The 24,499-nt window shown below is 71.5% G+C and carries 25 protein-coding genes and 1 riboswitch; of the genes, 10 read left to right on the top strand and 15 right to left on the bottom strand.

The genetic code is table 11. The features are described 5' to 3' along the window. Positions 1 to 38: 38 nt before the first annotated feature. The 3 genes from ACWGDX_RS24295 to ACWGDX_RS24305 form a co-directional block, all read right to left on the bottom strand. Positions 39 to 437 carry a DUF3040 domain-containing protein gene (locus ACWGDX_RS24295; protein ID WP_365902360.1) on the bottom strand — a complete coding sequence of 133 codons (399 nt, stop codon included), beginning with the start codon at positions 435 to 437 and terminating at the stop codon, positions 39 to 41. A gap of 421 nt (positions 438 to 858) precedes the next feature. Continuing rightward, positions 859 to 1,644 carry a methyltransferase gene (locus ACWGDX_RS24300; RefSeq protein WP_383040033.1) on the bottom strand — a complete coding sequence of 262 codons (786 nt, stop codon included), beginning with the start codon at positions 1,642 to 1,644 and terminating at the stop codon, positions 859 to 861. A 112-nt stretch (positions 1,645 to 1,756) separates the two neighbouring features. Beyond that, positions 1,757 to 2,296: an SAV_6107 family HEPN domain-containing protein gene (locus ACWGDX_RS24305; RefSeq protein WP_453628740.1), complete on the bottom strand. Its 540-nt coding sequence runs from the start codon at positions 2,294 to 2,296 to the stop codon at positions 1,757 to 1,759. Between the two features lie 497 nt (positions 2,297 to 2,793). Between ACWGDX_RS24305 and ACWGDX_RS24310 the strand changes: the two genes are divergently transcribed. Continuing rightward, positions 2,794 to 3,411, top strand: coding sequence for a DUF4126 domain-containing protein (locus tag ACWGDX_RS24310; RefSeq protein WP_453628742.1), 618 nt, complete (start codon positions 2,794 to 2,796; stop codon positions 3,409 to 3,411). Positions 3,412 to 3,442: 31 nt separating this feature from the next. Then, positions 3,443 to 4,951 (top strand): phytoene desaturase family protein, encoded by a 1,509-nt coding sequence (locus ACWGDX_RS24315; protein ID WP_453628744.1) that lies wholly within the window; start codon positions 3,443 to 3,445, stop codon positions 4,949 to 4,951. 66 nt (positions 4,952 to 5,017) lie between these two features. Here ACWGDX_RS24315 and ACWGDX_RS24320 read toward each other — a convergent pair whose 3' ends face one another. From ACWGDX_RS24320 to ACWGDX_RS24340, 5 genes are all read right to left on the bottom strand, one after another. Beyond that, complete coding sequence (locus ACWGDX_RS24320) at positions 5,018 to 6,028, bottom strand: hypothetical protein (RefSeq protein ID WP_453628746.1); 1,011 nt, start codon at positions 6,026 to 6,028, stop codon at positions 5,018 to 5,020. Positions 6,029 to 6,079: 51 nt separating this feature from the next. Continuing rightward, positions 6,080 to 6,997 (bottom strand): methylenetetrahydrofolate reductase [NAD(P)H], encoded by a 918-nt coding sequence (metF, locus tag ACWGDX_RS24325; protein WP_383040042.1) that lies wholly within the window; start codon positions 6,995 to 6,997, stop codon positions 6,080 to 6,082. A 116-nt stretch (positions 6,998 to 7,113) separates the two neighbouring features. Next, positions 7,114 to 7,764 carry a thiamine phosphate synthase gene (gene thiE / locus ACWGDX_RS24330; protein WP_453628856.1) on the bottom strand — a complete coding sequence of 217 codons (651 nt, stop codon included), beginning with the start codon at positions 7,762 to 7,764 and terminating at the stop codon, positions 7,114 to 7,116. A gap of 105 nt (positions 7,765 to 7,869) precedes the next feature. Beyond that, positions 7,870 to 8,235 (bottom strand): Rv2175c family DNA-binding protein, encoded by a 366-nt coding sequence (locus tag ACWGDX_RS24335; protein ID WP_453628747.1) that lies wholly within the window; start codon positions 8,233 to 8,235, stop codon positions 7,870 to 7,872. Positions 8,236 to 8,392: 157 nt separating this feature from the next. After that, entirely contained in the window at positions 8,393 to 9,616 is a 1,224-nt protein-coding gene (locus ACWGDX_RS24340) for an NAD(P)/FAD-dependent oxidoreductase (RefSeq protein ID WP_453628749.1), read from the bottom strand. A gap of 131 nt (positions 9,617 to 9,747) precedes the next feature. After that, positions 9,748 to 9,861, top strand: a riboswitch (TPP riboswitch). On the opposite strand from ACWGDX_RS24340, the gene thiO reads away from it, so the two are divergent. The 5 genes from thiO (at position 9,859) to ACWGDX_RS24365 (ending at position 15,014) form a co-directional block, all read left to right on the top strand. Then, entirely contained in the window at positions 9,859 to 11,052 is a 1,194-nt protein-coding gene (gene thiO, locus ACWGDX_RS24345; RefSeq protein ID WP_453628751.1) for a glycine oxidase ThiO, read from the top strand. Its footprint overlaps the riboswitch before it by 3 nt. After that, positions 11,049 to 11,267 (top strand): sulfur carrier protein ThiS, encoded by a 219-nt coding sequence (thiS, locus tag ACWGDX_RS24350; RefSeq protein WP_365902351.1) that lies wholly within the window; start codon positions 11,049 to 11,051, stop codon positions 11,265 to 11,267. The genes thiO and thiS overlap by 4 nt, the downstream gene beginning before the upstream one ends. A gap of 6 nt (positions 11,268 to 11,273) precedes the next feature. After that, positions 11,274 to 12,080: a thiazole synthase gene (locus ACWGDX_RS24355; RefSeq protein ID WP_453628753.1), complete on the top strand. Its 807-nt coding sequence runs from the start codon at positions 11,274 to 11,276 to the stop codon at positions 12,078 to 12,080. Positions 12,081 to 12,266: 186 nt separating this feature from the next. Further along, the gene (gene pknB, locus ACWGDX_RS24360) at positions 12,267 to 14,153 is read left to right on the top strand and encodes a Stk1 family PASTA domain-containing Ser/Thr kinase (protein WP_453628755.1); all 1,887 of its coding nucleotides are present in this window, start codon (positions 12,267 to 12,269) and stop codon (positions 14,151 to 14,153) included. A gap of 6 nt (positions 14,154 to 14,159) precedes the next feature. Then, the gene (locus ACWGDX_RS24365; protein WP_453628757.1) at positions 14,160 to 15,014 is read left to right on the top strand and encodes a deoxyribonuclease IV; all 855 of its coding nucleotides are present in this window, start codon (positions 14,160 to 14,162) and stop codon (positions 15,012 to 15,014) included. 41 nt (positions 15,015 to 15,055) lie between these two features. Here ACWGDX_RS24365 and ACWGDX_RS24370 read toward each other — a convergent pair whose 3' ends face one another. Then, entirely contained in the window at positions 15,056 to 15,688 is a 633-nt protein-coding gene (locus ACWGDX_RS24370; RefSeq protein WP_453628759.1) for a sulfite oxidase-like oxidoreductase, read from the bottom strand. Positions 15,689 to 15,842: 154 nt separating this feature from the next. Here ACWGDX_RS24370 and bfr point away from each other — a divergent pair, with 154 nt between their 5' ends. Further along, positions 15,843 to 16,373 (top strand): bacterioferritin, encoded by a 531-nt coding sequence (bfr, locus tag ACWGDX_RS24375; protein WP_453628761.1) that lies wholly within the window; start codon positions 15,843 to 15,845, stop codon positions 16,371 to 16,373. Between the two features lie 25 nt (positions 16,374 to 16,398). Here the strand turns inward: bfr and ACWGDX_RS24380 are convergent, their stop codons facing one another. Further along, positions 16,399 to 16,695, bottom strand: a complete 297-nt coding sequence (locus ACWGDX_RS24380; RefSeq protein WP_453628763.1) for a (2Fe-2S)-binding protein — start codon at positions 16,693 to 16,695, stop codon at positions 16,399 to 16,401. A 183-nt stretch (positions 16,696 to 16,878) separates the two neighbouring features. Then, on the bottom strand, positions 16,879 to 18,231 hold the full coding sequence (locus tag ACWGDX_RS24385) for a class II 3-deoxy-7-phosphoheptulonate synthase (RefSeq protein ID WP_453628765.1): 1,353 nt from the start codon (positions 18,229 to 18,231) through the stop codon (positions 16,879 to 16,881). A gap of 112 nt (positions 18,232 to 18,343) precedes the next feature. Here ACWGDX_RS24385 and ACWGDX_RS24390 point away from each other — a divergent pair, with 112 nt between their 5' ends. Next, positions 18,344 to 18,400: a trp operon leader peptide gene (locus ACWGDX_RS24390; protein WP_370748118.1), complete on the top strand. Its 57-nt coding sequence runs from the start codon at positions 18,344 to 18,346 to the stop codon at positions 18,398 to 18,400. A 118-nt stretch (positions 18,401 to 18,518) separates the two neighbouring features. Further along, a complete protein-coding gene (locus tag ACWGDX_RS24395; RefSeq protein WP_453628767.1) occupies positions 18,519 to 20,435 on the top strand; it encodes an anthranilate synthase family protein in 1,917 nt (638 codons plus the stop codon). A 123-nt stretch (positions 20,436 to 20,558) separates the two neighbouring features. Here the strand turns inward: ACWGDX_RS24395 and ACWGDX_RS24400 are convergent, their stop codons facing one another. The 4 genes from ACWGDX_RS24400 to ACWGDX_RS24415 form a co-directional block, all read right to left on the bottom strand. Continuing rightward, positions 20,559 to 21,587, bottom strand: a complete 1,029-nt coding sequence (locus tag ACWGDX_RS24400; RefSeq protein ID WP_453628769.1) for a 6-phosphofructokinase — start codon at positions 21,585 to 21,587, stop codon at positions 20,559 to 20,561. A 145-nt stretch (positions 21,588 to 21,732) separates the two neighbouring features. Further along, the gene (locus ACWGDX_RS24405; protein WP_453628771.1) at positions 21,733 to 22,413 is read right to left on the bottom strand and encodes a response regulator; all 681 of its coding nucleotides are present in this window, start codon (positions 22,411 to 22,413) and stop codon (positions 21,733 to 21,735) included. Beyond that, a complete protein-coding gene (gene macS, locus ACWGDX_RS24410; protein ID WP_453628773.1) occupies positions 22,410 to 23,558 on the bottom strand; it encodes a MacS family sensor histidine kinase in 1,149 nt (382 codons plus the stop codon). The genes ACWGDX_RS24405 and macS overlap by 4 nt, the downstream gene beginning before the upstream one ends. A gap of 101 nt (positions 23,559 to 23,659) precedes the next feature. Further along, positions 23,660 to 24,373 carry a lysophospholipid acyltransferase family protein gene (locus ACWGDX_RS24415; RefSeq protein ID WP_365902339.1) on the bottom strand — a complete coding sequence of 238 codons (714 nt, stop codon included), beginning with the start codon at positions 24,371 to 24,373 and terminating at the stop codon, positions 23,660 to 23,662. Positions 24,374 to 24,499 lie beyond the last annotated feature (126 nt).

The raw sequence follows: 24,499 nt of genomic DNA on the forward strand, positions 1-24,499 counted from the left end.
CCTCAGTCGTACGGCCAAGCCTGAGAACCTTCAGGGACTCACTGGCCCTGTTCGTCACGGCGGCGCTGCCACCGCTGCTCGATCCGGTTCATCATCGAGCGACGCTGTCTGGGTTGTTGTTGTCGGGCGGCCGGGCCTGCGCCCGCCGCCGGTTGCTCACCTGGTTTGGGCGCCTTGCGCCACCCGGTGACCGCCAGGACCGCACAGCCCAGCATGACGAGGAACCCCACCACGCTGATCCAGATCTGCTGGGCGACCATTCCGGCCATGAGGAGCGCGATACCCACCAGGAAGCCGGCTACTGCCTGGTAGACCCGTCGCCGGGTGTACGTACGCAGCCCGCTTCCCTCAAGCGCTGTCGCGAACTTGGGATCTTCGGCGTACAGCGCTCGCTCCATTTGCTCGAGCATTCGCTGCTCGTGCTCCGAGAGCGGCACGGAGTCCTCCTAGTCGTCGGTCGCGGGGGGCGACCGGTATGCGGCTCCTTCAAGGATAGGCAGGGAATCGCCCCCGTGAAACCCGCCCTCAACGCCATTTCGCCATTCCGGGCCGCCATGTCGACTCGGCCGCTGAGGCGTTGATTCCCCAACCATCGATCCGTCATGCCGGAAGGTGTACCCCGATCATACGGCGCCAGACGTCCCATCGGGGGGCCTGTGGCGCACTCCATGCGCGGCTGCGCCCCTGATCAGCCGGGCGATCGGCGCCCCGGGGACGGCCGGGCCGGGGCCGGGGCAGGCCCGGGACCCTCCCGGAGGCCTCCGGAGGGCCTCCCGGAAGGCTCCGAAGAGGGCCGGGGGACGGGGTTCCGTGGGCTTCCGGCCCGTGCTTCAGCCCGTATTCCAGGGGGACTTCGGATCAGTCCCGCTTCTCGCCCAGAACATGGAGCTGCGTGGCCACGGAGTGGAACGCGGGCAGCTCGGCGGCGGCGGCCTCCAGCTTCAGCAGGGCCTCCAGCGCCCCGGGCTGGGTGTCCACCAGACCACCGGGGACCAGGTCCGCGAAGACCCGTACGCCATGAACGGCGCCGATCCGCAGACCGGCGGCCTCGACCAGCTCCGTGAGCTGCTCGGCGGTGAAGCGCCTGGGCACGGGGTCGCCCTCGCCCCAGCGCCCCGCCGGGTCGCCGAGCGCCCGCCGGGCCTCGTTGAAATGCCCGGCGAGCGCCCTGGCCAGCACGGCGCCGCCCAGGCCCGCGGCGAGCAGACTGAGCGCGCCGGCCGGGCGGAGGGCGTCGACCGCGTTCCGTACGCCCTCGGCGGGATCGTCCACATACTCCAGGACGCCGTGGCACAGCACCGCGTCGAAGCCACCGCGCCCGACCACGTCGAAGAGCCCGTGGATATCGCCCTGCACCCCGCGGACACGCTCGGCGACCCCCGCTTCGGCCGCCCGGCGCTCCAGCGCGAAGAGCGCGTTCGGGCTGGGGTCGACCACGGTCACCCGATGCCCCAGACGGGCGACGGGCACCGAGAAGCTGCCGGTGCCCCCTCCCGTGTCGAGCACGTCCAGGACGTCCGTCCCCGCCGCCTTGACCCGGTGGTCGAGCGCGTCCCTGAGAACCTCCCAGACCACGGCGGTACGGAGGGAGCCCCGGGAGCGCGATGGCGTCTCCCCACCGGCGACAGGGGAACGGTCCGACACGGCAGTTGACTCCTCGGCGCGGGGCCGCCCCGGACGGCGGGGCGTGGAACGGTGCGGGCTCCGCCCACCCTATTGCCTCGGCCGTCCCTCCAGATCCCCCAGCGGCGCCGGATCACCCAGCGGCGCCGCCCCGCCGTGGCTGCTCGGCGCGGGGCCTGGGCGGCACCGGCTCCAGCACCAGCAGCCGCTCCACCAGGCGCAGGAACATGGCCACGTCGCGCAGCAGATCATCGGCGTCGCGGCTGCTCGCCGCGCCCCGTATGCCCGCCTCCGCGCGCGCCCTGCGGTCGGCGCCCGAGGCGAAGAGGCCGCTCCATTCGGTCAGCTCGGGCGCGATCTCGGGCAGGACCTCCCAGGCGCTCCTGATCCGGCGGCGCTTTCGCGCGGTGGTCTCGGGGCGGCCCCGGGCCGCGAGGACCGCGGCGGCGGTGCGCAGGGCGGCGAGATGAGCGGTGGCATAGCGCTCGTTCGGAGTGTCCAGGGCCGCTGCCTCGTCAAGTCCCGTACGGGCCTGGGCGAGCAGATCGAGGGCCGCGGGCGGGGCCGTGGCCCGGCGCGGCACGGGATGGACATCGGTCGGCGGTCCGGTCAGTGAGGGGGCAGGGCCGTCTGTGCGGCGCCGGTGTGCGGCACCGGCGTAGGAGCTGGCCATGACGAACCTCCTGTCGTCGTGTGACGGCGCTGTGGCCGTATGTGTCCATCCTGAAGGACACCACTGACAATCGGCTCTGACCTGCGTTTTTGCTTCGTTCGCACGTTCGGAGAGGTGCCGGCCCGGCGGGCGGATCCGCGGGCGCCCACGGTCACCGGTCGCCGATCACCGGCGTACGACCGGTCCGGCGCGGCCCGGTCCCCCTGAGCCGCGCCGGACCGGTGCGTTCCCCGTGGTGCCGTACACCCCCGTCGTGGTGTCGCACGCCCCCGTTCCGTCAGGGGAGCCGCGCCGTTCCGCCGCCCCGTGCCGGCGGTGCCGGCGCCGCGCCCCTTCTGTGGTCTCCACTCTTCCGTCCAGGCGGGTGACGCCCCATCCGCGCGCCTACTCATCTCGCCCTCTGAGTACGCGTACTCAGTGCTCCGTACTCCGGCCCGTCGCGCACCGCGGCTCCGACTCCCCGCGCGGCCGTGCGGCGGCTGGATACGATCGCGTCCGTGTCCGTACTCCCCCTGATCTTCACCAGCGGCTGGGCCAGCGGCATCAACGCCTACGCGGTGGTCCTGCTGTTCGGCGTCTTCGGCGCGACAGGGCTGACCGACGAGGTTCCCGAGTCGTTGCAGCGCACCGATGTCCTGATCGCAGCGGCGGTGCTCTTCCTCTGTGACACGGTCGCGGACAAGATCCCGTACGTCGACACGGCCTGGGACGCCGCGCACACGGTCGTCAGACCGCTCTCCGGGGCGGTGGTCGGTGCGCTGCTGGCCGGGCAGAGCGGCTCGCTGCCGGAGATCGCGGCCGGTGCGGTAGGGGGGTCGACCGCCCTGCTGAGCCATCTCGTCAAGGCGGGGACCCGGATGGCGGTCAACACCTCCCCCGAGCCGTTCAGCAATATCGCCGTGAGCACGGCCGAGGATCTGGGCGTGGCCGGGATCATCACCTTCGCGGTCTTCCATCCGGTCGCCGCCGCCGTCGTCGCGGGCACGCTGCTCGTGCTCGGTATCGCCACGGTGGCCTTCCTCGCCGCCAGGATCCGCCGCTTCCTGCGCCGCAGGGCTCAGCGCCGGGCGGAGAAACGCCTGGCTGGAGGCGGGATGGCGGCACCGCCCGGCTGAACTGTCGGTGGGCCCCGTTAAAGTCCCTGGCATGGCACGGATCGTGGTGATCGGCGCCGGGACGGGCGCCATGGCGGCGGCTGCCCGGCTGGCCGTGGCAGGACACCGGGTGACGGTGTACGAACGCTCGGCGACGTACGGCGGTTCGCTGGGCCGGTTCGAGCGGGACGGCTTCGTCTTCGACACCGGCCCCGGTCTGCTGCATCTCCCCGCCGTCTACCGCGATCTGTTCGTCAAGACCGGCAAGGAGCCGCTGGAGCGGTGCGTCCAGCTCGGTCAGGTCGATCCGGCGAGCCGCCATGTCTTCGCCGACGGCACCGGCGTACGGCTGCCGAACGCGTCACGGGCGGGCGTGGTCTCCGCCCTGGACGCGGCACTGGGCGCGGGCGCCGGGGAGCGGTGGGGGGCCTTCCTCGGCCGGGCCCGTGACGCCTGGGACCGCTCCCGCCGGCCGCTGCTCGAAGAGCCGCTGTGGACCGACCGGCAGGTGCTCGGGCGCGATCCGTATCCGGCGGTGCGGCAGCGGCGGCTGCTGCGCGGCGCGCGCCGGGCCGCGACGGTCGCGGAGATCGGCGCCTGGGAGCTGGCCGATCCCCGGCTGGCGGCCCTGCTGGACGGATACGCCCTGTCGTACGGACTCGATCCCCGCCACGCGCCGGCGGGCGCCGCGCTGCTCCCTTATCTGGAGCAGACCTTCGGGAGCTGGTATGTGCGGGGCGGGATGCGGGAGTTGGCCCGCGCGGTGTACGAGCGGTGCCTGGCCCGCAAGGTGGAGTTCGTCTTCGGGGCCGAGGTGACCCGGATCGCGGAGAAGGACGGCGGGGCCACCGGGATCGAGCTGGCGGACGGCACGGTCGTGGCGGCGGACCGGGTCGTGGCGGGCGTCGCGCCGGGGCGGCTCGTGGAGCGCGAGCTGTGGGATGACGGCGAGCCACGGCCACCGGAGGCGGGCGGCGCTCCGGTGCCCGGCCGGTTCACGGTGCTGCTGGCGCTGCGCGGCGCTCGGGACGGGGACGCCGCGCACCGTACGGTGGTGCACTCCCCCGACGGAAGCGCCGAGGCCGCCGAGGTCTTCGCGGGCCGCACGGCCGAGCGGCCCACGGTCGCGGTGCTGCGGCCCGATGACGCGGCGACGCGGCCCGACGGTGACCACGAGGCGGTCACGGTCACCGCGACGGTCGCCCCGCAGGGCCCGGTGGACTGGACGGACGGCGCGCTGCGCGAGCGATACGCCGATGTGCTGGTGGCCGCGGCGGGGGCGGCCGTTCCGGGGATCAGGGAGCGGCTGATGTGGCGCGAGATACGGACGCCCGCCGACACCGCGGCGCAGACGGGTGCGGCGGGTGGCTCGGTGCCGGCGCCCGCGCTGGCCGGGGCGGCGGGGCGCCTGCTCCATCCGGCGAACACCACGCGGCTGTCCGGGCTGTATCTGGCGGGCGGCTGGGCACATCCGGGCGGCGGACTCGCGCATGCCGGGATGTCGGGGGCGCTGGTGGCGGGGCTGATCGTCGAGGGGGCCGGCTTCCGGGGCTCCCAGTGAGCCACCGGCCGATGCCGCCCGACCTGACCTGAACTGTTCTGACCCGCGATCGGATACGACGGGCCGTCAGTAGCGGTACTGCTGCTCGTTGTAGTCGGGGTCGTAGCCCTGCTGTTGGGGCTGCTGGGGCTGCTGCGGCGGCGGTGCCTGCTCGCCCTCGCGCTGCTGCGGGACCCAGACACCGCCGGGCGGGGTCTCGGCGCCGTACTGCTGCTGGCCGCCGTAGGAGTCGGTGTACGGCTGCTGGCCGCCGAAGCTGTCGTACGAGCCGTACTGCTGACCGCCGTTGGCCGGGTCGGCGTACGGATCGGAGTATCCGGTGTACGGCTGCTGGCCGTTTCCGTAGTCGTACTGCTGCGCGTAGCCGTCCTGGCCCGCGTAGTTCTCCTGGCTCGCGTACGTGTGCTCGCCCGAGTGGCCCGGCTGGTAGGCGTCCTGGTCCTGGCCCGGGTAGGCGTCCTGGCCCGGGTAGGCGTCGTGCGCCGCGTAACCGCCCTGTCCCGCATAGCTGTCCTGGCCGGCCGGCTGCTGGTAGCCGGGGTACGCGTCGTACGCGCCGCTGCCCCATCCGTCGGCGTCGGGCTGCTGGGTCCGGCCCTGCTGGGGCGCGTCATGGGCCGGGGTGTCGTAGTCGTTGTAGACGCCGTACTGCCCGGTGTCGTCGGGCATCGGCTCCGGCTCGTAGACCGGCTCCGGCTCATAGGCCGCGGTGGTCTCCGCGGGCGCGGCGGCCGGCTGGTACTCCAGATCCGAGACCTCCAGCGACGGTTCGCGCTCGGCGGCCGACCGGCCTGTGTCCTTCCGGCGGCGGCTGGCCCCCGGACTGCCGCCTATCGCCCAGCCGGTGGAGAAGCCGCGGCGGAAGGAGAGCGTCACATAGGTCTGACCGACGGCGAACGCGATCGCACCCACCGCGATGACCAGGACCGAGGGCAGCAGAACACCGAGAACCACACCCATGAAGCCGCTGAAGGCGAGCAGTCGCCAGCGCAGTCGCGCCTTGTACTGGAGCAGCACCTCGCCCAGCAGCCACAGGGCCACGATGCCGAATGCGATGTAGAGGACCGTCCAGCCCATGCCCGCCCCTCTCCTGCGGCCACCCGCCCGGGACAGGGCGGGTACGGCCGGTCACGACTGCTCGTGCAGTCCGAGATTCTCGTAGATTTCGAGCGTTGCGGTGGAGTTGTTGAGGGTGATGAAGTGCAAGCCGGGAACACCCTCGGAGAGCAGCTCCGCGCAGAACTCCGTCGCGAACTCGATGCCAATGGAGCGTACAGCGGCGGGATCGTCCTTGACGGAGAGGATCCGCTCTTTCAGTTCGGCCGGGAAGACGGCCGTGCTGAGCTGCGGCAGCCGCTCCAGCATCCGGACGCTGGTGACCGGCATGATCTCGGGAATGATCGGTGTCGCGCAACCGGCGGCGCCGACCCGGTCACGCAACCGCAGATATCCGTCCGTTTCGAAAAACATCTGGGTGATCGCGTAGTCGGCACCCGCTCGGCACTTGTCCACGAAATGCCTGGTATCGGCGTCCCAGTCGGACGAGCGCGGGTGCATCTCCGGGAAGGCCGCCACTCCGACACAGAAGTCGCCGGACTCCTTGATGAGCCTGACCAGTTCGGCGGCGTAGCGGACGCCGTCCGGGTGCTTGACCCACTCGCCCATGGGGTCGCCGGGCGGATCGCCCCGTACGGCGAGGATGTTGCGGATCCCGGCGTCGGCGTACTGCCCGACCATATTGCGCAGTTCGGCGACGGACTGGCCGACGGCCGTGAGATGGGCGACCGGGGTGAGGGTGGTGTCGGAGGCGATCCGCTCCGTGGCCTTGACCGTGCCCGCCCGGGTGGAGCCGCCCGCGCCATAGGTCACGGAGACGAAGCTCGGCCCCACCCCTTCGACCCGGCGCAGCGCGTTCCAGAGATTCCGTTCACCCTTCTCGGTCTTGGGCGCCCAGAACTCGAACGAGAACGATGTCTTGCCGGTCGCGAGCAGATCACGCACGGTCAGTGCGTGATCCGATCTGGTCGAAGCTGTGCCGAAGGCCATGGGTGCAGGTTATCGAGGGCGTGGCGGTCCCCCAACCGGACGGGGGTATTTGTCTGGATTTACGGTCGCGTCACACCGTCCGGTCCGGTCTCGTCACCCCCTCCGGTCCGGTCGCGTCACACGGTCCGGTCCCGTACGCGCTTGGCCAGTCCGGCCGTCGCCGCGGCCGGGTCGTCGGCCTCGGTGATCGCCCGTACGACGACGATCCGGCGGGCACCGGCGTCCAGTACCTGGTCGAGATTGCCCGCGTCGATACCGCCGATCGCGAACCACGGCCGGTCCGTGGCCAGCGCGGCGGCATGGCGCACCAGATCGAGCCCGGGGGCATGGCGGCCCGGTTTGGTCGGGGTGGGCCAGCACGGGCCCGTACAGAAGTAGTCCACGCCCGGCTCGACGACGGCCGCGTCCACCTCGGCCGCGGCATGGGTGGAACGGCCGATCAGCGGGGTGTCCCCGAGGATCGCGCGGGCCGCGGGGACGGGCAGATCGCCCTGTCCCAGATGCAGTACGTCCGAGCCGGCGGCATGGGCCACATCCGCGCGGTCGTTCACCGCGAGCAACGCGCCGTGGCGGCGGCAGGCGTCCGCGAAGACCTGAAGGTGGTCCAGCTCCTCGGCCGCCTCCATGCCCTTGTCACGTAGCTGCACGATGTCCACACCGGACGCGAGCACGGCGTCGAGGAACTCGGGAAGGTCCCCCTGCCGCCTGCGCGCGTCCGTGCAGAGATAGAGCCGGGCGTCGGAGAGCGACGCGCGGGCCCTGGGCATGGCCTCGGGCATGGGAAGTCCCCCGTCGGGTCGGCGGTGTGCGGCGGTACCGGGACCGCCACGCGGCCATGGGGGCGCCGCCGCACACCGCGAATGATGAGTGGATCAGACGGCGAGCGCCTGGGCCCGGCGCTTCACCTCCGTGCCGCGATTCTCGCTGAGCGCCTGCGCGGGCGTGCCCGGCAGGGTCGGGTCGGGGGTGAAGAGCCATTCGAGCATCTCCTCATCGGAGAAGCCGTCGTCCCTCAGCAGTGTCAGGGTCCCGGCGAGGCCCTTGACGACCTTGCCGCCGTCGATGAAGGCGGCGGGCACCTGGAGTGTCCTGTTCTCACCGCGGCGCACGGCGATGAGCTGCCCTTCCTTCACCAACTGCCGCACGCGCGTCACCTCGACATCGAGGGCTTCCGCGATGTCGGGCAGGTGAAGCCAGGCGGGGACGAGAGCATCGATCTTTGCGTCAATCTCGGTCACACGACAAGCGTGCCATCCCGGACTGACAGACGCCACGAACCGGCTCCGGCAGGAGCGGTCGCCACGCCCGGCCGGGAACGAGCGCGACGGGCCCGCCCGTGCGCCGGACAAGCGCCCGTCCCCGGCCGGGAAACGCCCGCCCGTGGGCCGGGAAACCTCAGAGAACGGCCTTGCGCAGCGGTACGGAGGGGTCGGCGGCCGACACCGGGTCCAGCCGGGCGCCCGCCTCCATCAGCTTGCGTCCCTGCGCCAGATCACGTGGCCTGCCGACGGCGAGCAGGGCCATCAGCGCCCCGTCCCGCAGCCACACCACCGACCAGGCGGCGTCCGCGGGATCGCCGCGCCGCACGAGAGTGTCCTCCGCCGCGTGATGGCCCGCGTACTGGACGAACCGGCCGAACTGCTCCGACCAGAAGTACGGCACGGGATCGTAGAACCGCTCGCTCTCGCCGACGGCCTGGGCGGCGACCGTACGGGGGCCCTGGAGCGCGTTGTCCCAGTGGTGCACGAGCAGCCGCTCGCCGTAGCGGGCGGACGGGAAGGACGCGCAGTCGCCGACCGCGTAGACATCGGGCAGGGACGTCGCCAGCCGCTCGTCCGCGACGATCGCCCCGTCCGGGCCCAGCTCGATACCGGAGCCGGTCAGCCAGTCCGTCGAGGGCCGCGCCCCTATGCCCACGACCACCGCGTCGGCGGGCAGCCGCCGGCCGTCCGCGAGGACCACCGTGCCCGGCTCGACACCGGCCACCCGGACGCCGGTCAGCAGTTCGGCGCCGCTCTCCGCGTACCACCGCGCCATCGGCGCGGCGACCTCGGCCGGCAGGGCGCCCGGCAGCGGCCGGTCCGCCGCCTCCACGACCGTGACGGCGCACCCGGCCTCGCGGGCGGCGGTGGTGAACTCGGCGCCGATCCACCCGGCGCCGACGACCACGATCCGGTCCCGCCGGCCGAGGACGGGCCGCAGCGCCTCGGCGTCGTCGAGGGTCCGCAGGAGATGGACCCCCGGCACGGAGGCGGCGCTGGGCAGCCCGACCGGCTCCGCGCCGGTGGCGAGGACCAGTACGTCGTACGGAACGGGCCCGGCCGCGGTGTCGACCTCCCGCGCGCCGGGGCGCAGTCCGGTCACCTCGACACCGAGTCTCAGCCGGACGGAGAGCGCCTCGAAGTCGATGTCGAAGGCCGAGCCGTCCGCCGTGCCCAGCAGGACCGCCTTGGAGAGCGGGGGCCGGTCGTACGGCGGATGGGGTTCCGCGCCGATCAGGGTGACCGGCCCCTCGTAGCCCTTCTCCCGCAGGGCCACGGCGGTCTGCGCACCCGCCATGCCCGCACCGACGATGACGACGCCCGGCTGTTCGCGCCGGCTCTGCTTCTGCTCGCTCACCCGATCACCTTAAGCAGCCGACGGCCATCGGGAGGACGGATGTTCCGGCGCCGTACGGAGGGACGCTCCCGCCCCCGCCCCCGGCCGGACGGCCTTACCACGCGGCGGGGCGCGCGTTACGCTGGCCGTCGACACTACCTCGCGGGAGTCCGGACGCACCGGGCTGAGAGGGAGGCTGAAGCGGCCTCCGACCGTACGAACCTGATCCGGGTCATGCCGGCGAAGGGAGGGGCTGGACGCCCATGCAGTCGTCTCAGGAGAAGACCGCTTCCGATGTCCTGGTCATCGGCGGCGGGATCATCGGTCTGGTCACGGCCTGGCGGGCCGCGCAGCGCGGACTGCGCACCGCCGTCGTCGATCCCGGTCCCGGCGGGGGCGCCGCGCGGGTGGCGGCGGGCATGCTCGCCGCCGTCACCGAACTCCACCACGGCGAACAGCTCCTGCTGGGGCTCAATCTCGCCTCGGCGGAGCGCTATCCGGACTTCGTGGCCGAGCTGGAGGAGGCGAGCGGCCAGGAGACCGGCTACCGCGCCTGCGGCACCCTCGCCGTCGCCCTCGACACCGACGACCGCGCCGAGTTGCGCGAACTGCACGCCCTTCAGCGGCGCTCGGGCCTGACGTCCGAGTGGCTCACGGGGCGCGAGTGCCGGCGCCTCGAACCGATGCTCGCGCCGGGCGTACGCGGTGGTCTGCGCGTGGACGGCGACCACCAGATCGACCCCCGCCGGCTGGCCTCGGCCCTGCTCACGGCCTGCGAACGGGCCGGGGTGGTCTTCCACCGCGCCTGGGCCGAGCGGCTGTCCGTCGTACGGGACCGGGCCACCGGCGCCGTACTGGACGGCGGGCGCGCGCTCACCGCGGACCAGGTGGTGGTGGCGGCCGGCAGTCTGAGCGGACGGCTGGCGGGCGTCCCGGACGATGTCCTGCCGCCGGTACGGCCCGTCAAGGGCCAGGTCCTGCGGCTGACGGTGCCCCGTCCGTACGCGCCCTTCCTGTCCAGGACGGTCCGGGCCGTGGTGCGCGGCAGCCAGGTGTATCTGGTGCCGCGCGAGAACGGCGAGCTGGTCGTCGGCGCCACCAGCGAGGAACTGGGCTGGGACACCACCGTCACCGCGGGCGGGGTGTACGAACTGCTGCGGGACGCGCATGAACTGGTCCCCGGCATCACCGAGCTGCCGCTCACCGAGACCGGCGCGGGACTGCGCCCCGGCTCGCCGGACAACGCGCCGCTGCTGGGGCCGACCGCGCTGCCGGGGCTGCATCTCGCGACCGGGCACCACCGCAACGGGGTGCTGCTCACACCGGTCACCGGCGACGCGCTGGCCTCGGCGCTGACCACCGGCGAACTCCCGGACGTGGCACGCCCCTTCACCGCGCGCCGCTTCACCTCCGTACCGCAGGACCTCACCTCCGTACCGCGGGAGCTGACCGTATGAGCACCTCCGTCCGTGTGACCGTCTCCGTGAACGGCGAGGCCCGCGCCCTCGCCCCCGGCACCACCCTCGACATCCTGGTCGCCTCCCTCACCCCCGCGCCCTCGGGTGTCGCCGCCGCCGTCAACGAGACGGTGGTACCGCGCGGCCACTGGTCCGGCACGGTGCTCGGCGACGGCGACCGGGTGGAAGTCCTCACCGCGGTCCAGGGAGGCTGAGCCGCCATGGCCGACGACCGGCTCACCATCGGCTCCACCGTCCTCAACTCACGGCTGATCATGGGGACCGGCGGGGCGCCCAGCCTCGATGTGCTGGAACGCTGCCTGCGCGCCTCGGGCACGGAACTCACCACGGTCGCGATGCGCCGTCTCGACCCCACGGTCCGGGGCTCGGTCCTCTCCGTACTCGGCTCCCTGGGCATCCGCGCCCTGCCCAACACGGCGGGGTGCTTCACGGCGGGCGAGGCGGTCCTGACCGCCCGGCTGGCGCGCGAGGCCCTCGGTACGGAGTGGATCAAGCTGGAGGTGGTCGCGGACGAGCGGACCCTGCTGCCCGATCCGATCGAGCTGCTGGACGCGGCCGAGACGCTGGTCGACGACGGGTTCACGGTGCTGCCGTACACCAACGACGATCCCGTGCTCGCCAGAAAGCTGGAGGACGTCGGCTGCGCCGCGATCATGCCGCTGGGCTCGCCGATCGGCTCGGGCCTCGGGATCCGCAACCCGCACAACTTCGAGCTCATCGTGGAGCGGGCGGGCGTGCCCGTGATCCTGGACGCGGGCGCGGGCACCGCGTCGGACGCGGCGCTGGCGATGGAGCTGGGGTGCGCGGCGGTGATGCTGGCGTCGGCGGTCACCCGGGCGCGGGAGCCGGTGCTGATGGCGGAGGCGATGCGGCACGCGGTGGAGGCGGGACGGCTGGCGTACCGGGCGGGACGGATCCCCCGCCGCCACTTCGCGACGGCGTCGTCGCCGAGGGACGGCCGGGGCGACCTGGACCCGGAACGCCCGGCGTTTCCGCCTCCCGGCTAGGGGTCGTGGGGGCGCGGGGCCGGCGGTGGGTGCGGGGGTCCGGCCGCGGGCCGCGATTCAAGCCCGTCCGGCGATTGAGGACGGAACCGTCACGCGGACGGACCCGCCCCCTGAGAACCGCCCCCGCCGAAGCGCACCCCCGAACCACGGCCCCTCAGCCGGGAGGCGTGACCGTAGACTCGGGGCGTGGACACCACCCTTCACGACCCCATCGTCGGGCAGGTGCTCGACGGTCGTTACCGCGTCGACGCGCGTATCGCCGTCGGTGGCATGGCCACGGTCTACCGGGCCCTCGACACCCGCCTGGACCGGGTCCTGGCCCTCAAGGTGATGCATCCCGCGCTCGCCACCGACGTCACCTTCGTGGAGCGGTTCATCCGTGAGGCCAAGTCCGTGGCCCGGCTGTCGCACCCCAATGTGGTGGCGGTCTTCGACCAGGGCGCGCAGGGCGCCTATGTCTATCTCGCGATGGAGTACGTCGCGGGCTGCACCCTCCGTGACGTGCTGCGTGAGCGCGGCGCGCTCCAGCCGCGGGCCGCGCTGGACATCCTGGAGCCCGTGCTCGCGGCGCTCGGCGCGGCCCACCGGGCCGGGTTCGTCCACCGGGACATGAAGCCGGAGAACGTGCTGATAGGCGACGACGGGCGGGTCAAGGTCGCGGACTTCGGGCTCGTCCGGGCCGTGGGTGATGTCACCCAGACGACCGGGACCGTGCTCGGCACCGTGTCGTATCTCGCACCGGAGCAGATCGAGTACGGCACGTCCGACACCCGGGTCGATGTGTACGCCTGCGGGGTCGTCCTCCACGAGATGCTGACCGGTGCCAAGCCGCACGGCGGGGACACCCCCGCGCAGGTGCTCTACCGGCATCTCAACGAGGACGTCCCCGCGCCGTCGGCCAGTGTTCCCGGGCTCGCCGCCGAGCTGGACGAGCTGGTCGCGGCGGCCACCGCCCGGGATCCGGAGCTGCGGCCCGAGGACGCGGTGGCGCTGCTCGCCAGGGCCCGTGTGGCGCGCGCCGCGCTCGGTGACGCACAGCTCGACGCCGTACCGCCGGGGGCCAGGACCACCGGGGAGGCGGGCGCCGAGAACCGTACGGCGGTGATCCCGCGCCGTGTCCTGCACACCAGCCGGCTGGAGATGGTTCCGCCCGGCTCCCCGCCCCCGCCCCGCCGGCGCGTGACCGTGCCCCGCAGGGGCATCGTGGCGGCGGTCGTCGCCGTGCTGCTGGTGCTCGGTGTCGGCGCGGGTGTCTGGTACATCAATTCCGGTCAGTTCACCCGCGTCCCCTCGCTGCTCGGCCAGAGCGAGCAGGAGGCCAGGAAGCGGCTCTCCGACGCGGGACTCGACGCCAGGGTCACCGAGGACTTCAGCGAGACCGTCGAGCGGGGCAGCGTCATACGCAGCGATCCCGGGCCGCGTGCCCGGATCCGTGGTGACGGCCCGGTGACTCTCGTCGTCTCGCGCGGCCCGGAGATCGTCCAGGTCCCCGAGGTGGCGGGGGTGCCCCTGGCCGAGGCGAGACGTGCGCTGAAGCGGGCCGGTCTGGCCGCCGGGATCGTCACCCGGGAGTTCGACGAGGGGACCGCCCAGGGCTCCGTGGTGCGTTCGTCGCCCGCGGCCGGGACCGGTGTGCGGCCCGATTCCGGGGTGGCGCTCGTGGTGAGCAAGGGCGTTCCGATCGATATGCCCGATGTGACCGGGGAGTCCGTGCCCGAGGCCACCAGCGAGCTGGAGGAGGCCGGGCTCAGGGTCAGGATCGCCGCCGCGCGGGTGAACTCCCCCGAGGACGCGGACACCGTCGCCCGGCAGTCGGCGGCGGAGGGCTCACAGGTCGCCCGTGGTGAGACCGTCACCCTGACGGTCTCCAAGGGCCCGCGCCTGGTCCCCGTACCGGATGTCGTCGGGGAGACGACCGACAGCGCCAAGAGTCTGCTGGAGGCGGCCGGGTTCGTGGTCGAGGTCGACCGCGGCTTCCCGTTCCTGGGCGACACCGTGGCCGAGCAGTCCGTCGAGGGCGGCGAGCAGGCTCCCGAGGGCAGCACCATCACCATCAAGACCGAGGGAATCTAGCCGGCCATGCGCAACCCCGTCGGCGGCCATGTCCCCGTGGCCGGCGGCCTCGCCACGAACGGTCTGACGTACGCGCGTGATCTGGACGCCGAGACCGTCCAGGTCTTCGTCGCCAATCCGCGCGGCTGGGCGACGCCCCCCGGGAATCCCGCGCAGGACGAGCGGTTCCGCGCGGAGTGCGCGGCCGAGGGGATCAGCGCGTACGTACACGCTCCTTACCTGATCAACTTCGGCTCGCACACCGAGGCGACCGCCGAGCAGTCGGTGGCCTCCATGCGGCACAGCCTGCGCAGGGGCCGGGAGATCGGCGCGCTGGGTGTCGTCGTGCATACGGGGTCGGCGACCGGCGGTCGTACCCGTGAGGTGGCGCTCGCGCAGGTGAGGGAGCTGATGCTGCCGCTCCTGGACGAGCTGACCCATGACGACGACCCGTTCCTCCTGCTGGAGTCGACGGCCGGACAGGGCTTCTCGCTCTGTTCGAGGACCTGGGACTTCGGCCCGTACTTCGAGGCGCTCGACTCGCATCCCAAGCTGGGGATCTGTCTGGACACCTGCCATATCTTCGCCGCGGGTCACGATCTCGCGGGCCCGCACGGTATGCGGCAGACCCTGGACCTGCTGGTCGACACGGTCGGTGAGGGGCGGCTCAAGCTGATCCACGCCAATGACTCCAAGGATGTCGCCGGCGCGAACAAGGACCGGCACATGAACATCGGGGCGGGCCTGATCGGCGAGGAGCCGTTCGGTGAGCTGTTCTCGCATCCGGCGACCGAGAACGTACCGCTGGTGATCGAGACACCGGGCGGCAAGGAGGGACAGGCGGCGGACATACGGCTGCTGAAGAAGCTGCGTGACGGCTGATCCCCCGCCGGGCCCGCGGGCCCGCGGGCCCGTCCGTCCGTCTACAGTTCCGGGCCGTCGCCCGGCAGCTCCTGATAGGAATAGCGCTGTTCGGCCCAGGGGTCGCCGACATTGTGGTAGCCGCGTTCCTCCCAGAAGCCACGGCGGTCGGCGGTCATGTACTCCACGCCCCGGACCCACTTCGGTCCCTTCCAGGCGTACAGATGCGGGACGACGAGCCGGACCGGGAAACCGTGTTCGGCGGTGAGCTGCTCACCGTCCTTATGGGTGGCGAAGATCGTACGGTCGGACAGGAAGTCGGCGAGCCGCAGATTGGAGCTGAAGCCGTACTCGGCCCAGACCATCACATGGGTGGCGGTCCGCGCGGGCGGCGCCAGATCCAGGATCGTACGGGCGGGCACCCCACCCCATTCGGCTCCCACCATGCTGAACTTCGTCACACAGTGCAGATCCGCGACCACGGTGGAGAACGGCAGCGCCGAGAACTCGTCATGGTTCCAGCAGCGCTTGTCACCGTCCGCGGTGGCACCGAAGACCCGGAATTCCCAGCGGTCCGGCTTGAACCTCGGTACGGGTCCGTAATGGGTCACCGGCCAGCCGCGCTGCACGCGCTGCCCTGGTGGTAGCTCGGCCTGTGCCGGCTCCCGGCACTCCCGGCTCTCCGGCTGACCCATGCCTTCCATGGTGACAGACGGGGAGGGGTGGTCATGACCAGGTCGGGACCGATTCTGTCAATTCCTGCTAAGCATGTACTTAATGGAAGAATTCTGGCCAAGGTGCCAGGATGCGCGCATTCCGCCCCCGTCACCCGCCAGGAAGGAGTCTGCGATGCAGGGCGATCCCGAGGTCATCGAGTTCCTCAACGAGCAGCTCACCGCCGAACTGACCGCGATCAACCAGTACTTTCTGCACGCGAAGATGCAGGAGAACTTCGGCTGGACGAAGCTCGCGCAGTACACCCGGGCGGAGTCGTTCGACGAGATGAGGCATGCCGAACGGCTCACCGACCGGATTCTCTTCCTGGAGGCCCTGCCCAACTACCAGCGGCTCTTCCATGTACGGGTGGGCCAGACCGTGACGGAGATGTTCCAGGCCGACCGTGAGGTCGAGGTGGAGGCGATCGACCGGCTCAAGCGCGGGATCGAGGTCATGCGGGCCAAGGGGGACCATACGTCGAAGAGGATCTTCGAATCGATCCTGGCGGACGAGGAACACCACATCGACTATCTCGACACCCAGCTCCAACTGGTCGAGAAGCTGGGCGAGGCGCTCTATATCGCCCAGGTCATCGAACAGCCGGACGGCGAACACGACGGCCGGGGGGACCACACGGACAGCACGGGAGCGGACAGGACCTAGGCGGCCTTGCGCAGGCGGACAGGACCTAGGCGGCTTTGCGCAGGCGTGCCGGGGCCGGGACCGGGGCCGGGGTCATGGGTACGGCCGCGACCTCCGGGTCCGCCGGTTCGACGCGTACGGGGGTACGGCGGTCGGGCAGTTCACGGCGGGGGCAGCCGCCGCGCCCGAGGATCGACTGGATACTGCGCACACAGGAGCCGCAGTCGGTGCCGGCCTTGCTCGCCGAGGCGATCTGGCGAGGGGTGCACGCGCCAGCGTCCGCGTGTGCCTTCACCTCTGTCTCGGTGATGCCGAAGCAGGAGCAGACGTACACGCGGTTCACCTCCCGGGCGGGCTGTCGATCGGACCACCCCGACCATTCGGTGAGGTTAACCTAACCTTAGCTGTCGCCCTCGAACCGCAAAAGCCCGAAAAGCACCGATGGGGCGCGGATCACATCGATCCACGCCCCACCGTGCCGTACATGTCACCGAACGTGCCGCTCGGCCGGGCCCACCGGTCGCGCCTACTGGTCGCGGTACATCTCGGCGACCAGGAAGGCCAGGTCGAGGGACTGGCTGCGGTTGAGGCGCGGGTCGCAGGCCGTCTCGTACCGCTGGTGCAGATCGTCGACGAAGATCTCGTCCCCGCCGCCCACACACTCGGTGACATCATCACCGGTCAGCTCGACATGGATACCGCCCGGATGCGTGCCCAGCCCCTTGTGGACCTCGAAGAAGCCCTTGACCTCGTCGAGCACATCGTCGAAGCGCCGGGTCTTGTGGCCGGACGCCGCCTCGAAGGTGTTGCCGTGCATCGGATCCGTCACCCACGCCACCGTGGCACCCGAGGCCGTCACCTTCTCGACCAGCTCGGGAAGCTTGTCCCTGACCTTGTCCGCGCCCATCCGCACGATGAACGTCAGCCGGCCGGGCACCCGCTCGGGATCCAGCCGGTCGATGTAGGTGAGCGCCTCGTCGACCGTGGTCGCAGGACCGAGCTTGACCCCGATCGGATTGTTGATCTTCGAGGCGAACTCGATGTGCGCGCCGTCCAGCTGACGGGTGCGCTCACCGATCCACACCATGTGCCCGGACACGTCGTACAGCCCGCCGGTACGGGAGTCGACCCGCGTCAGCGCCGACTCGTAGTCCAGCAGCAGCGCCTCGTGCGAGGAGTAGAACTCGACCGTACGGAACTCCGCCGGATCGGTGCCCGCCGCCTTCATGAAGTTCAGCGCGTTGTCGATCTCCCGGGCGAGCTGCTCGTAACGCTGCCCCGACGGCGACGACTTCACGAAATCCTGGTTCCACGCGTGCACCTGACGCAGATCCGCGTAACCACCGGTGGTGAAGGCACGCACCAGATTGAGCGTCGCCGCGGACGCGTGGTACATCCGCTTCAGCCGCTCCGGATCCGGGATCCGGGCCTTCTCCTCGAAGTCGAACCCGTTCACCGAGTCACCCCGGTACGTCGGCAGCGTCACCCCGTCACGCGTCTCGGTGTTCTTGGAACGCGGCTTCGAGTACTGGCCGGCGATCCGGCCGACCTTCACCACCGGCACCGACGCCGCGTAGGTGAGGACGGCACCCATCTGGAGAAGCGTCTTCAGCTTGTTCCGGATCTGATCCGCCGAGACCGCGTCGAACGCCTCCGCGCAGTCACCCCCCTGGAGCAGGAACGCCTCGCCCCTGGCGACGGCACCCAGCCGCGCACGCAACTGATCGCACTCACCCGCGAAGACGAGCGGCGGATAGCTCTCCAGCTCCGCCACGACCCCGCGCAGGGCGTCCTGGTCCGGATACTCCGGCTGCTGCGCGGCGGGAAGGTCTCTCCAGGACGGCTCATGGGTCGCGAGGTTCTCAGCGTTGACTGTCACGCGCCCCAGATTACGTGGTCGCACGCCGTAGCACGGGTGGCTCTCACAGTATGGAACATGAACCTTGCGCTCCGTGCGCCCGCGGCGGAGCGGATGCGCTAGGGTGCCGCTCATGTTCGCGCTTTCGAATCAGACCTGGTGGTGGACCGCTCGTCCGGCGGCCCACTGATTCAGCGCGCACCACGAATCGCGAAGGCCGCCCCGAGGGGCGGCCTTCAGTCTTGTCCGGGCCGACGGCGGACCGGGGAGGAGACGGCCGTTCCTCCTCTCCGGAAGGAACACCGCAGATGCCCCGCAATCCGCTCGCCCATCCGCTGGACCGACTCACGCACGACGACTGCCCGCCCTTCGCCCTGCTGCGCCGTCGCACCCCCGGCCGCGACCACGACACCGTGGAGCTGCTGACCGGGACCGTACGGGAGGCCGCCCGGCTCGCCGATCTCCCCGCCGGTGACGGGCTCTCGCTCGCCCTGGTGCCGTTCCGGCAGATCAGGGAGCGCGGCTTCGACGTACGGGACGACGGGACACCCCTGTCCGTGCTGGTGGCGGACGAGACGTACGAACTGCCGCTCGCCGAGGTGCTCGACCGCCTGCCCGCCCACGGGGTACGGGTCGAGGACGGCGCGTTCGATCTCGACGACGAGCGGTACGGGGAGATCGTCCGGCGGGTGATCGAGGACGAGATCGGCCGGGGCGAGGGCGCCAACTTCGTGATCCGGCGCACCTTCGAGGGCCGGATCCCGGGCTTCTCCAGGGCCGATGCCCTCGCCCTCTTCCGGCGGCTGCTCGCCGGTGAGCGGGGCGCGTACTGGACCTTCGTCGTCCACACCGGCGAGCGCACCCTCGTCGGGGCCAGCCCCGAGGTCCATGTCCGGATGAGCGGCGGGACGGTCGTGATGAATCCGATCAGCGGGACCTTCCGTTATCCGCCCGGGGGCCCGTCGCCGGAGGCGCTGCTGGACTTCCTCGCCGACCGCAAGGAGACCGAGGAGCTCTCCATGGTCGTCGACGAGGAGCTGAAGATGATGTGCGCCGTGGGCGACCGGGGCGGGGTGGTGATCGGCCCCCGGCTCAAGGAGATGGCGCATCTCGCGCACACCGAGTACGAACTGCGCGGGCGGTCCTCGCTCGATGTGCGCGAGGTGCTCAAGGAGACGATGTTCGCGGCGACGGTCACCGGCTCACCGGTGCAGAACGCCTGCCGGGTCATCGAACGCCATGAGGCCGGCGGGCGCGGCTACTACGGCGGCGCGCTCGCGCTCATCGGGCGGGACGCGGGCGGCGCGCAGACCCTCGACTCCCCCATTCTGATCCGTACCGCCGACATCGGCCGTGACGGCGGACTGCGGGTGCCGGTGGGGGCGACGCTCGTACGGCACTCCCGCCCCGAGGGCGAGGTGGCCGAGACCCATGCCAAGGCGGCGGGGGTGCTGGCGGCCCTGGGGGTACGTCCCGGCCGGCCGCGCGAGGAGTCCGGGCGCCCACGGCTCGCCGACGACCCGAGGGTACGGGCGGCGCTGGACGCGCGGCGCGCGGATCTGGCGCCGTTCTGGCTGAGGATGCGGACCGAACCGGCGACGCTCGGCGGGCACGCGCTGGTCGTCGACGGCGAGGACACGTTCACGGCGATGCTCGCGCATCTGCTGCGGTCCTCGGGCCTGGAGGTGACGGTACGGCGGTACGACGAGCCGGGGCTACGGGAGGCCGTACTCCGGCACGGGGGTGTCGGGTCCGGGGGGCCGGTGGTGCTGGGGCCCGGCCCCGGCGATCCGGCGGACATGGCGGACCCGAAGATGCGGCTGCTGCGCGGGCTCGCGTCGGATCTCCTGCGGGAGCGGCGGCACGGGCTGCTGGGCGTCTGTCTCGGCCATGAGCTGATCGCGGCGGAACTCGGCCTGGAGACCGTACGCAAGCGGGTTCCGTACCAGGGCGCGCAGACGCGGATCGATCTCTTCGGGCGGACGGAGACGGTCGGCTTCTACAACAGCTTCACGGCGCGCTGCGACGAGGAGACGGCGGAGGAACTGGGCGCGCATGGCGTGCGGGTGAGCCGGGACACGGACAGCGGGGAGGTGTACGCGCTGAGGGGCGACGGGTTCGCGTCGGTGCAGTTCCACCCGGAGTCGGTGCTGACGGTGAACGGGCGGGAGATCGTGGGCCAGTTGCTGGCGGAGGCGATGGGGGCGGGGGTGCGGGGGGCGTAGCCTCCCGGGGGCTGTGGGGGCGCCTCGCGGCGGGGGTCGGTGGGTGGTGCGGGGGCCGGGGCACTCCGACCCCGGCCCCCACCGTCGACCGCCGGCCGGGCCCCCGGCCGGAGGTCTCAGGAATCAGCCGAAGAAGACGCTCGCCTCTTCGTACAGTGCCGGCTGGACCGTTTTGAGTTGGGCCGTTGCCTCCGCCATCGGTACGCGTACGATGTCCGTCCCCCGCAGCGCCACCATCCTGCCGAAGTCCCCGTCCCGCACCGCCTCGATCGCGTGCAGGCCGAAGCGGGTGGCCAGCCAGCGGTCGAAGGCGCTCGGGGTGCCGCCGCGCTGGACATGGCCGAGGACCGTGGTCCTGGCCTCCTTGCCGGTGCGGCGTTCGATCTCCTTGGCCAGCCACTCGCCGACGCCCGAGAGCCGGACATGGCCGAAGGAGTCCAGCGTGCCGTCCTTGAGGACCAGGTCGCCGTCCTTGGGCATCGCGCCCTCCGCGACCACCACGATCGGGGCGTACGAGGCCTTGAAACGTGAGGTCACCCAGGCGCAGACCTGGTCGACGTCGAAGCGCCGCTCGGGGATGAGTATGACGTTCGCGCCGCCGGCCAGCCCCGAGTGCAGGGCGATCCAGCCCGCGTGACGGCCCATCACCTCGCAGACCAGGACGCGCATATGGGATTCGGCGGTGGTGTGCAGCCGGTCGATGGCCTCGGTGGCGATGCCGACCGCGGTGTCGAAGCCGAAGGTGTAGTCGGTGGCGGAGAGGTCGTTGTCGATGGTCTTGGGCACTCCGACGCAGGGGATGCCGAACTCGTCGGAGAGCCGCGACGCGACGCCGAGCGTGTCCTCGCCGCCGATCACGACGAGCGCGTCGACCTGGTGCACGGCGAGGTTCTCCCTGATCCGGCGGACACCGTCCTCGGCCTTGAGCGGATTGGTGCGGGAGGAACCGAGGATGGTGCCGCCGCGCGGCAGGATGCCGCGTACCGCGGGGATGTCGAGCCGTACGGTGTCGCCGTCCAGCGGCCCCCGCCAGCCGTCCCTGAATCCGGTGAACTCATAGCCGTACTCCTGAACGCCCTTGCGCACGATGGCGCGGATGACCGCGTTCAGCCCGGGGCAGTCGCCGCCCCCGGTCAGCACTCCGACTCGCATGGAAAACACTTCCCTTCGCCGTCGGTGGGGCACCCGGGCCACAGGAAGGGTGACTCAGGTCACTCCGGCATGGTGCGCAGGAGGGATTGGGTTCCACCAGAGGGCGGACGGAGATGGTTGTACGGATCTGTCCCCGGGAGAACGGTCAGGCGTCGTCGAGTCCGCGCTCGATCGCGTAACGGACCAGCTCGACGCGGTTGTGCAGTTGCAGCTTGCCCAGGGTGTTCTGCACATGGTTCTGCACGGTGCGGTGCGAGATGACGAGGCGTTCGGCGATCTGTTTGTACGAGAGCCCCTTCGCGACCAGCCGCAGCACCTCGGTCTCCCGCTCGGTCAGCCGGGGCGTCCCCCGCTCGTCCGGGGCGGCGGGCGCGGGCTCCGTCGCGAGCCTGCGGTACTCCCCCAGCACCAGACCCGCGAGTCCGGGGGTGAAGACCGGATCGCCCGCGGCGGTACGGCGTACGGCGTCGATCAGCTCCTCCGTACTGGCCGACTTGAGCAGATAGCCGGTGGCGCCGGACTTCACCGCCTCCAGGACATCGGCGTGCTCGCCGCTCGCGGAGAGGACCAGTACACGGAGTCCGGGCAGGGAGCCGACCAGTTCCTTGCAGACCCGGACTCCCGGCATTCCGGGGAGATTGAGATCGAGGACGAGCACCCGCGGGGTGGTCGCCGTGGCGCGGCGCACCGCCTGCGGGCCGTCCCCGGCGGTCGCGACCACCTCGAAACCGGCGGCCTCCAGATCGCGGGCGACGGCGTCCCGCCACATCGGATGGTCGTCGACGACCATCACCCTGACCGTCTCCTCCGTCTGCCGCTCGCTCATCGCTCCGCCTTCCCCCGTGGAACCTTCAACTCGACCTCCGTGCCCTGTCCCGGCACCGAGACCAGTTCGGCGCTGCCGCCCAGCTCCCTCAGCCGGCCGCGGATGGAGAGGGCGACACCGAGCCGTCCCTCCCCCTCGGCCTGGGCGAGTCTGCCGTCCGGGATGCCGGGTCCGTCGTCCCTGACGGTCACGATCACCTCGTCCGGCCAGTCCTCGACCAGGATCCAGGCGCGGGCGTCCCGGCCCGCGTGCTCGCGGACATTGTCCAGGGCGGCGCCGACCGCCGCCGCCAGCTCACCGGCCGTCGCGTGCTCCAGCAGTACGGGCGCGCCCGGCTCGGCGAAGGTGACCTTCGGGCCGGTGTACGGCGCGAGCAGCGAGCGCAGATCGCAGGGGCCCGGATCGGCGGGGGCCGCCATGGACTCCGCGGGGGCGCGCACGGTGGGCACGAGACCGCTGGAGACCAGGGTGCGCAGGGCGATCTCCTGCTCCCCCGCCAGCCGGCCCAGCTCCGCGGCCTCGCCGCCGATCGCCGTACCGCGCCGCTGCACCATCGCCAGCACCTGGAGCACGCTGTCGTGGATGTCCCGGGCCAGCCGCTCGCGTTCCCGGGTCGCGGCCTCGATCTCCAGGGCGCGGGCGAGGGTGCGTTCCGAGGCTCGGGCGACCTCGACGACATATCCGATGGCGATGGAGGCGACCCAGACGAGCAGCACATTGTGGAGGGTGTCCCGGCTGGGGTGGGCGCGTTCCACGAGATTGGCCGCGGCGACGAAGGAGGAGGCGACGGCGGCCCAGCGCCAGCCGCCCTTGATCGCGAAGGCGAGGACCGAACCCGCGGTCCATATCGACGGCAGGGTGGGGCCGTCGACGCTCCGGGCGTGCTCGTCGGCCAGCGGGGTGAGCAGGATGCCGGTGAGGGCGACGGTGAGATCGGCGACCAGGAAGCGCTTGGTGCAGTTCACGGCGTTCGCGACTCTGGGGAGTGTGACGACCGTCCAGACGGCCAGGAACGCCAGGAACGCCGCGGCCACCCAGGGGTGTTCGAACCGGTCGCGTTCGAAGACGAAGATCAGCACGGCGTAGACCATGGTGAGCGGCCGGTAGGCGGTCAGCGCCCGCCAGAGCGGCTGCTCGACCGACATACGTCTGTCCTTCTGCGGTCCGCCGCGCCTCCAGGACACCGCGAACCCGTACCGACGGTCGATCGGATCCTCCCCCCCTCGTGGATCTCACCTCTCGTGGATCACTCCCCGCCGGTTCCCGACGCCTTCGCCTCTTCGGCGAGCCGGCGCTTGGCCGCCGTCGCGTAGATGTCGACATACTCCTGGCCGGACAGCTTCATGATCTCGTACATGACCTCGTCGGTCACCGAGCGCAGGATGAACCGGTCGCTCTCCATGCCCTGGTAGCGGCTGAAGTCCAGCGGCTTGCCGATCCTTATCCCCGGGCGCATCAGCTTGGGCACCACCTTGCCGGGCGGCTGGATCTTCTCGGTGTCGATCATGGCGACGGGGATGACGGGCGCTCCGGACGCCAGCGCCACACGCGCCAGACCGCCCGGCTTGCCCCGGTACAGCCGGCCGTCGGGCGAGCGGGTGCCCTCCGGGTAGATACCGAAGAGTTCACCGCGCTCCAGGACCTTGATCCCGCTCCGGATGGCGGCCTCGCCCGCGCCGCGTCCGCCCGAGCGGTCCACCGGGAGCTGTCCGACTCCCTTGAAGAAGGCGGCGGTCAGCTTCCCCTTGAGACCGGGCGAGGTGAAGTACTCGGCCTTGGCGATAAATGTCACCTTGCGGTCGAGGACGGCCGGGAGGAAGAACGAGTCGGAGAAGGAGAGATGGTTGCTGGCGAGGATCGCGGGGCCCTCGGCGGGAACGTTCTCAAGACCCTCCACCCAGGGCCTGAAGGCGAGCTTCAGGGACCCTCCGATGGAGAACTTCATCGCACCGTAGATCAACTCGAATGCCTCCTGTGTGCTGTCGGACAGACCTTAACGCCTGGGGGGTACGTGCTCTCCTTCACGGAGGCCGGACGGATCTGGTCGGTGTCGGTCCGGTCGCGTACGGTGAAGTACACCTTCCCG

This window comes from Streptomyces sp. NPDC055025, from assembly GCF_053608565.1.

Coding starts and splice junctions, on each gene's coding strand:
- ACWGDX_RS24315 (WP_453628744.1), top strand. CDS start 3,443: ATGGCACGGATCGTGGTGATCGGCGCCGGGACGGGCGCCATGGCGGCG.
- ACWGDX_RS24355 (WP_453628753.1), top strand. CDS start 11,274: ATGGCCGACGACCGGCTCACCATCGGCTCCACCGTCCTCAACTCACGG.
- thiS (WP_365902351.1), top strand. CDS start 11,049: ATGAGCACCTCCGTCCGTGTGACCGTCTCCGTGAACGGCGAGGCCCGC.
- thiE (WP_453628856.1), bottom strand. CDS start 7,764: ATGCCCAGGGCCCGCGCGTCGCTCTCCGACGCCCGGCTCTATCTCTGC.
- ACWGDX_RS24405 (WP_453628771.1), bottom strand. CDS start 22,413: ATGAGCGAGCGGCAGACGGAGGAGACGGTCAGGGTGATGGTCGTCGAC.
- ACWGDX_RS24400 (WP_453628769.1), bottom strand. CDS start 21,587: ATGCGAGTCGGAGTGCTGACCGGGGGCGGCGACTGCCCCGGGCTGAAC.
- ACWGDX_RS24305 (WP_453628740.1), bottom strand. CDS start 2,296: ATGGCCAGCTCCTACGCCGGTGCCGCACACCGGCGCCGCACAGACGGC.
- ACWGDX_RS24395 (WP_453628767.1), top strand. CDS start 18,519: ATGCCCCGCAATCCGCTCGCCCATCCGCTGGACCGACTCACGCACGAC.
- ACWGDX_RS24365 (WP_453628757.1), top strand. CDS start 14,160: ATGCGCAACCCCGTCGGCGGCCATGTCCCCGTGGCCGGCGGCCTCGCC.
- macS (WP_453628773.1), bottom strand. CDS start 23,558: ATGTCGGTCGAGCAGCCGCTCTGGCGGGCGCTGACCGCCTACCGGCCG.
- metF (WP_383040042.1), bottom strand. CDS start 6,997: ATGGCCTTCGGCACAGCTTCGACCAGATCGGATCACGCACTGACCGTG.
- thiO (WP_453628751.1), top strand. CDS start 9,859: ATGCAGTCGTCTCAGGAGAAGACCGCTTCCGATGTCCTGGTCATCGGC.
- ACWGDX_RS24320 (WP_453628746.1), bottom strand. CDS start 6,028: ATGGGCTGGACGGTCCTCTACATCGCATTCGGCATCGTGGCCCTGTGG.
- ACWGDX_RS24370 (WP_453628759.1), bottom strand. CDS start 15,688: ATGGGTCAGCCGGAGAGCCGGGAGTGCCGGGAGCCGGCACAGGCCGAG.
- bfr (WP_453628761.1), top strand. CDS start 15,843: ATGCAGGGCGATCCCGAGGTCATCGAGTTCCTCAACGAGCAGCTCACC.